The 7,062-nt window shown below is 70.3% G+C and carries 6 protein-coding genes and 1 pseudogene; 4 read left to right on the top strand and 3 right to left on the bottom strand.

Going from position 1 to position 7,062, the window contains the following annotated elements:
• Window positions 1-149 precede the first annotated feature (149 nt).
• Entirely contained in the window at window positions 150-335 is a 186-nt protein-coding gene (locus RH94_RS11080; protein ID WP_073946617.1) for a hypothetical protein, read from the bottom strand.
• Window positions 336-509: 174 nt separating this feature from the next.
• Here RH94_RS11080 and RH94_RS11075 point away from each other — a divergent pair, with 174 nt between their 5' ends.
• The 3 genes from RH94_RS11075 to RH94_RS11065 all read left to right on the top strand — a co-directional run bounded on the left by RH94_RS11075 (window position 510) and on the right by RH94_RS11065 (window position 4,963).
• Window positions 510-4,064 (top strand): NACHT domain-containing protein, encoded by a 3,555-nt coding sequence (locus tag RH94_RS11075; RefSeq protein WP_073946616.1) that lies wholly within the window; start codon window positions 510-512, stop codon window positions 4,062-4,064.
• 195 nt (window positions 4,065-4,259) lie between these two features.
• A complete protein-coding gene (locus RH94_RS11070) occupies window positions 4,260-4,601 on the top strand; it encodes a hypothetical protein (RefSeq protein ID WP_073946615.1) in 342 nt (113 codons plus the stop codon).
• 62 nt (window positions 4,602-4,663) lie between these two features.
• The gene (locus RH94_RS11065) at window positions 4,664-4,963 is read left to right on the top strand and encodes a hypothetical protein (protein ID WP_073946614.1); all 300 of its coding nucleotides are present in this window, start codon (window positions 4,664-4,666) and stop codon (window positions 4,961-4,963) included.
• Between the two features lie 291 nt (window positions 4,964-5,254).
• On the opposite strand, the gene RH94_RS11060 is transcribed toward RH94_RS11065, so the two are convergent.
• Together RH94_RS11060 and RH94_RS11055 are read right to left on the bottom strand one after the other, a co-directional pair.
• Complete coding sequence (locus tag RH94_RS11060; protein WP_073946613.1) at window positions 5,255-6,337, bottom strand: integrase core domain-containing protein; 1,083 nt, start codon at window positions 6,335-6,337, stop codon at window positions 5,255-5,257.
• 72 nt (window positions 6,338-6,409) lie between these two features.
• Entirely contained in the window at window positions 6,410-6,643 is a 234-nt protein-coding gene (locus RH94_RS11055) for a transposase (RefSeq protein ID WP_079188910.1), read from the bottom strand.
• Window positions 6,644-6,868: 225 nt separating this feature from the next.
• On the opposite strand from RH94_RS11055, the pseudogene RH94_RS43025 reads away from it, so the two are divergent.
• A pseudogene (locus tag RH94_RS43025) lies at window positions 6,869-7,062 on the top strand (hypothetical protein); the annotation flags it as partial.

Here is a 7,062-nt window from a genome sequence, read left to right as displayed (position 1 = left end):
ACCACAAACCTCATAGCGCCCCAACCGTCTCACTGGACTTGAAATCTTCCGACCCCCGAGCAGCTGGACGCACTACGGAAGCTGGGCATGGAGTGGGCATGACGCCATCACTGTTCGGCTGCTGAGCCAAATGCTCTGTCGATCAGGCGTCAGAAGGGATAGAGCCGGCGCAGCGCCTTGAGGAGGGTGTTCATGGTCGTGCGGGCTGCGGATCGGCGGTAGGCGTGGCGCGACCAGATCGTCGGCAGCACCACTCCCGCGAAAACCATGACCGTGCCGAGGAGGACGAGCAGGCCGACGGGGCCGAGGGTGTCGAGAAGGTCGTGCAGCATCATCGTGTGCTCCGTTCATTCGTCGGTGACGGGAGCACCTTGCGCCGCCCGGGCAGCCGGTGGTGGAAGCTGGGTCGAATCGGGATACCGGCCTCGTCGCCGCAGGTTGCGGCCTAGGCTGGGGGCCGGAACGCGGGGCGTCCCGGGACGTTCCGGGACGTCGGGGAGGGAGCGGCGTTGCAGCGGGGAGACGAGGCACGGAAGCAGTTCACCGCCTGGCTCCGGGAGGTGCACTGGGCGGCGGGCACGCCCAGCGTCGCGAAGCTGGAGCGGACGAGCGCCCGGAACCCGGCGGCCGGCGGCCGGGCCCTCAGCAGCTCGGGCGTCCACCGGCTCCTAAAGGGCGATTTCGTCAGGCCCCCGGACTGGGACGCCGTGACGGCGTTCCTCGACGCGTGCGTCCGCTGCGCCCCGCCCTCTGATCCGGTCAGCGGCTCCCTGGTGGACCGGGAGCTGTGGCGGAACCGGCACCGGCAGCTCGTCACGCTCCTCGAAGCGGCCAGGGACGATGGCCGGGACGGCAGCCGGGACAACAGCCCGGGCGACGCCGCCGAGGACGAGCGGGACGCCGCCACCGACCGGGCGCTCGCGACCTACGCGCGCCGCGTCCGGGAGACGTACGGAAGTCTCAACCTGGAAGTCCTCACCCCCGACAACGACCAGAGCACGCAGCCGAGTGTCGAGCTGCGCGAGGTCTTCGTCGTGCCGACCGTCCGGGCCGACCCGCCGCCGGTGGAGCTCTCCCGAGAGCTCATGGGCCAGCTCCTCAAGGGCGAAGAGCTGGCCGCGGACGGGGAACTGCCGCCGGGGCTCGACCTGGAGCTGCTCGACTCCCTCGTGGAGGCGTACCGTCGGCAGCCCGCTGAGCATGTGCTCGACGTCCTTGCCCGGGAGGGGAGCCAGCGGGTCGTGCTCCTCGGCGACCCGGGGGCCGGCAAGTCCACCCTCGCGCACTACCTCGCGCTCGCCCTGACCGGCGGCCTGCGTCCCGACGGGGCCCTCGCCGGCCTCGCGGGCCGGATCCCCCTCATCGTGGAGCTGCGGCACTACGCGCAACCGGCCTGGCGGCAGCAGACGTTCGCGGAGTTCCTCGCACACCTGTGGACCACCGAGGGGATGGGGCTCCCGCTCCCCGTCCTGGGCCGGCTTCTCGACGAGGGACGCGTCCTCCTCGTCTTCGACGGGCTCGACGAGATCTTCGACCCGAAGTTCCGGGCGGAGACGGCCCGCCGCATCGCCGGGTTCGCCGCCCACCACGAGCGCTGCCGGGTGATCGTCACATCCCGGGTCATCGGCTACCAGCGGCAGACGCTGGGCGGGGCGGGGTTCGCCCACTACATGATCCAGGACCTGGACACCCCTCGTATCCACGAGTTCGCGCGCCGGTGGTACGAGACGGCGTGCCCCGGACAGCCCGCGCTCACCGAGCAGCTCCTCACCCGGTTTAAGGACGCGGTCGCCCACTCGCGGTCGGTGCGCGAACTGGCCGGGAACCCGCTTCTGCTGACCGTCCTCGCCATCCTCGGCCGCCGGCAGACCCTCCCCCGCGACCGGAACGGGGTGTACCAGCACGCCGTCACCGTGCTCGTCGCCCGCTGGGACCGGGACGCCAAGCATCTGACGGCCCCGCTGTCCGGACCGATCGCCGAAGCCCTCGACCTGCTCGGCCAGACCGAACGCCTGGAGATGCTGCGGCTCCTCGCCCGCAGGATGCAGGAGGGATCAGGCGGCATCTCGGGCAACTACGTGCCCGAGGCGGACATCGAAGACGTCTTCCGCCAGTACCTCCAGCTCTGCGACGTCCGGCCGGACGTCGCGCGCCGCGCCGCCCGCGCCATGGTCCAGCAACTCCGGGAGCGCAACTTCATCCTCGCCCGGTACGGCGGGGGCGCCTGGGGCTTCGTGCACCGCACGTTCCTGGAGTACCTGGCCGCGGCGGACATCGTCCACCGCTACGAGCACGAACGGGAGTGGACCCCCGAGGCCCTCGTCTCCGAGGTCCTCGTCCCGAGGGCCGAGGACACCACCTGGCACGAGGTGATCCTGCTGCTCGCCGGGCAGCTCCGGGAGCACGACACCGGGACGCTGGTCGACAGCCTCGTCCGGCCGGTCCCTTTCACCGACCGCGGGGAGCGGCTCGTCCTCGCCCTCCGGGCGCTCGCCGAGGTGAAGAAGATCGGGGCGCTGAGCACCCAGAGCGTCGCGGTGGTCGACGGGATCACCCAGTACCTGAGCGCGAGGACCGAGAGCTTCGGAACGTTCTTCCTCGACGCGGCGTACTTCGCGGCCGAGAGCGTCACCCCGTCACTCGCCTCCTTCGGTGAAAACTGGGCGGGGCGCGACCGCTATCTGACCTGGTTCCACGTATGGGGTCAGTTCATCGAGTCCCGCGTCCCCGTCCAGCTCGCCGGTGCGCTGCACCGTGACTTTCCCGCCGTCATCGCGTACGCGCGGTTCGCCCGGTCCGCGAACGCCCGCGCCGGAGCCCTCGCCGTCCTGGGCGAACGGTGGCCGGCGAGCACCACCGTCACGGAGGCGATCAAGACGAGTGCCGTGCACGACGAGGTCATCGTCCGCATCGCCGCCCTGCAGGCCTTGGGCGTCCGCCCGGTCGAGCACGAAGAGGCTGCGGAACTGCGGCTGTTTCTCCAGGCCCGCGCCGTCGGCGATCCCACGCCAGGTGCGCGCAAGGCGGCGCTGAGCTGTCTGGCGCGCCGCCACCCGGACGACGAGACGGTGCGCTTCCTTCGGTGGCGGGCGCGGGAGGACGTCTTCGATGCGGTACGGGCCACGGCGGCGAAGCTGCGGGCCGAGTTGATGTCGGAACCGGAGGAGGAGGGCGGCGGGGCGCGACCGCTTCCCGCACCGCGCCACCCCGCCGACGCTCCCCGGAGAGACGACACCATGTTCGGCTCCGAGTTGACTGCGGGAACGGCGATGGCGGCCTGGCGGTCCCGCCAGTACGGCGAGCTCAGCACGCTGCTCGAATACCACGAGGTGATGGGCGACAAGGAGACGCTGACCTCGTGGCTGCGGGGGCATCCCGAGGACCTCCAGTTGCTGATGCGGGACGCCCTGCGCTTCGCGCCCGCCGACGGGGCCGCGGAGACCGCTCTGCGCGCCATCGGCCACAGCCTCAGCACCGAGGCACGGGACTTCCTCATCGACTGCTGCCGGTCCTCCCGCCACATCCGCCTGCGGCGGACCGCGATGCATGTGCTCGGCGAGACCTGGGGCGGCGATCCCGCGGCGACGGCCGCACTCCTGGAAGGCGCGAAACGCGGTCCGGACCCCAAGCTCCGGGTGGCCGCACTCCAGTGGCTGACCGAGCGCTGCGCGCACCTCCCGAAGGTCCGTGAGCTGCTGTACCACTGCGCGTCGGCCGATCGCGACCCCGCGATACGCAACCACGCCCTGCGCTGGATGGCGCGGTGGTGGCCCGACCATCCGGAATACACCGCTCTCTTTGTCACCGACCCACGAGCGGCGGACGCGCCCGAACCCGAACGGCGCGCCGTGATGCTCCAAGCGCTCGCCGCCGGCGGGCACGAGGCGGAGTTCGAGCGGCAGCTCGCCCGGGAGGAGGTGCCCTGGATCCAGAACCAGATGCGGCACGTCGAGCGGCTGCGGACGGCTCCCGCAGCCGCGGCCCCCGCCGTCTTCCACGAGCGGCTACTGACCGGCCTGCGGCAGCTCCTCAAGGCCCGGGCCCGGGCCGGGAACGCAGGCTAAGCCGCCGCGACGCCCGGCGTCGCCCCGCTCCACCTGGAAAAATGCGGGCATGGCGAAGCACACCGAAGCAGCACTGGACTGAGCAGCCCGCTCCCACGGCAAGCGCGTACGGGACTTCTCAGACGAACAAAAAGCCGTGTGCTTCGCCGCCGCGGCCCTCGCCATCGAAGACCTCTGAACCGCACCCACTACTACGTGCAGGACGTGCAGGACGCCGTGGAGGTGTTCTGGACCGCCTGGAAGAGGGAAGTCGGCACCGGCCGTCTCGGAGCAGCGGGGCGGCGTCCCGGAGACGGCCGCGGCAATCAGGGCGGCGGGCACAGCCGCGCGCGCCGCGAGCGTGCTGTCGCCATAGTCCTCGCCGAACTTCGGCAGGCCGGCGGATACCGGCGTGGCATGGCCGCCTACCTGGCCCGCGAGTACGGCGGCGCTCAACGCAGCTGGCAGCGGGCCATGGCCGAGGCGCGCGCCCAGTTCGAACTCGGCCAGGGACACGGCCGTGTGGTCGAGGGCGCGGCTGGACAGGTGGTGTCCTGACGGCCGGAGGGCTACCGCCGCTCTGTGCGCTGCGAGCGATCCGGCGTAGGGAAGGGGAAGTCATGACGGCACAGAGTTGGCAGCTCACATGGGGGGACGCGCTCATTGGAACGCTGACACGCGAAGGCGTCGACATGTTCTGGACCGACTGTCGCTTTGAGCCTGCTTCTGCCTGGGAGACCGTTCGTCCGCTGTTCGAAGCGTCGCGGGACGCCTGGAGGCGTGATGACGAGGAGGCCGCTCTGGCTGCCGACCAGGCGATTTACGAGGCAGAACTCGTTCTCGTCCCTGACGACGGAGGGGCGCCCATCACGGAATTCCTGCTCCGTATCTCAGAGCAGACCGCACGCTTCCGGTCCTAGCCACTGGGCGCGGCGGCCCCTCCTGGAGACCTCAGCGGAGCCTCGAGTCGACCTGACCGGGCCTCTGAACAACTACGGCCCTGGTGACGGCGGCTCGCGCGGCACGGCGCGCGGCCCAGCACGACCGACGGGCAGCATCCGGGTGGGCTTGTCAGTCCCAACTCCTAAGCTGATGCGAATGTACACATCGGTAGGGCGGAGGGCTGCATGGCGACGCACTTGACCAGGGATCAACGTCTGACCTTGATCAGCAAGTGGAAGAGCCTGTGCGTGCCGACAACCTCCGTCACCCTATGCGACCTGCGCGTACTCGTGGATAAGGCCGCCGATGCGGTCACGTCGGAGGATGCGCGATAGGGCGTCGACGGCGTGTGGTTCGGGCGCGCCGAGGCCGTCGGGGCACCGTTGTCCCAATGATCGGTGAGGCCGATGCTCGTTGTGGTGATCGGCGTACTCACCGACGATGAGCCGCAGGTGCCGCTCCCCGGTGATCAGGACGCGGTCGGTGGCCTCGCGCCTGCAGGATCCGACCCAGCGCTCGGCGATCGCGTTCATCTGGGGCACGCCCGGCAGGATGGGCACGACCCGGGCACCGACGGCGGTGAAGACCGCATCGAAGCCCTCGGTGAAGTAGCCGGCGTTGTCCCGGATGAGGAATCTGACGCCTTCGCCGCGCGTGTCGTCCCAGCTCATCAGGAGGTTCCGGGCACACTGGGTGGCCCACGCGGCGGTGACGTGCCGGGTGACGCCGGCGATGTGGACCCGCCGGGTGCCGTGCTCGACGAAGAACAGGACGAACAGGCGCCGCAGGAGAACGGTGTCCACGTGGAAGACATCGACGGCGAGGATCCCGCGGGCCTGAGCCTTGAGGAACCGGGCCCAGGAGCGGTCGGCGCGCTGGGGCGCCGGGTCGATCCCAGCCTCTTGGAGGATCTTCCACACCGTCGAGGCGGCGATCTTCCAGCCCAGGTTGAGCAGTTCGCCGTGGATCCGGCGATACCCCCACCCGTCATTCTCGCAAGCAAGGCGCAGCACCAGAGCACGCAGCGCCTCGGGCTTGGCCGGACGGCCCGGGCCTCGGTGCGGATAGGTCCACTTCTTCGCGACCAGTCTCGCGTGCCAGCGCAGCACGGTACGCGGGGTGACCAGCAGCTTCAACGATGAACGGTGACGCTTGCTCAGCAAGCGGAGCAGGGCGGCGAGCACCGCGCGGTCCCCGCGGGTGAAGGCTGGCTTGGGGCTGCCGCGCTGCAGGACGGCCAGCTGGTGCCGGAGCACCAGTATCTCGGCATCCTTGGCCGCGGAGGAGCGGGCCAGCAGGCGCAGCCAGCTGAGCAGGAGGCAGCCGAATCGGTAGACCAGACGGAACGTCACGCTTCCCAAGCCTGCGCCGACGGGCTCGCGAACACCTTCGATGTGATCCCATCGTGACTCTGAAGCCACAGCTCAGCACAGGTGACAGGGTTGTCGGCACCCACAGGCCCACAGCCGGAACCGGTCATAGACCGTCGACCAGGAGCCGTAACTCTCCGGCACGTCCCGCCAGGGGCTGCCGGTCCGAAACCTCCACATCACCGCGTTGAAGTAGCGGCGCAGGTCAGGAATCGGCCCGGACACCCCCAGCGGCAGGTGCGGCTCGATCAACTCCCACTCTGCATCGGTCAGATCGCCACGCGTCACGCGTCCGGTCTACCGCAGCCGACACCCTCGCGGAGCGGGAATGGCCGATCCAGTGATCCGAACCCCGCACAGACCCTAGTCCGCCGTGGACGCGGGGCCTGCGAGGACTTGTGTGCAGCGGTGGCTGCTGACCCCGCCTCCCCGCTCCCCCGGGGCGGAGAGGAAACTGACCACAGAGAGCGGGCCCCTGCCCGGCGGCCCGCCATCCATCACGGGGAGCGTGACATGACCGTCACCTGGCGAAGTGCCGCCTTCTATGCGCTGACCATCACCATCGGGTCCTGGCTGACCGGAGCTGCGGTCGGCTTCCTCTGGTCCGCGTTAGCGGGAAGCCTCGGCCTCTGGGCATCGCTTTGGATCAAGAACCCGTGGCACCTGGTCTTCGCGGCGGCAGCCACCCTCACCCTCACCCTGACCCG

Origin of the sequence: Streptomyces kebangsaanensis (genome assembly GCF_001906585.1) — a bacterium.
In the GTDB taxonomy this organism is placed as follows: domain Bacteria; phylum Actinomycetota; class Actinomycetes; order Streptomycetales; family Streptomycetaceae; genus Streptomyces; species Streptomyces kebangsaanensis.
Note: the sequence above shows the minus strand (reverse complement) of the source record. Positions and strands in the feature narration are given on the sequence as shown.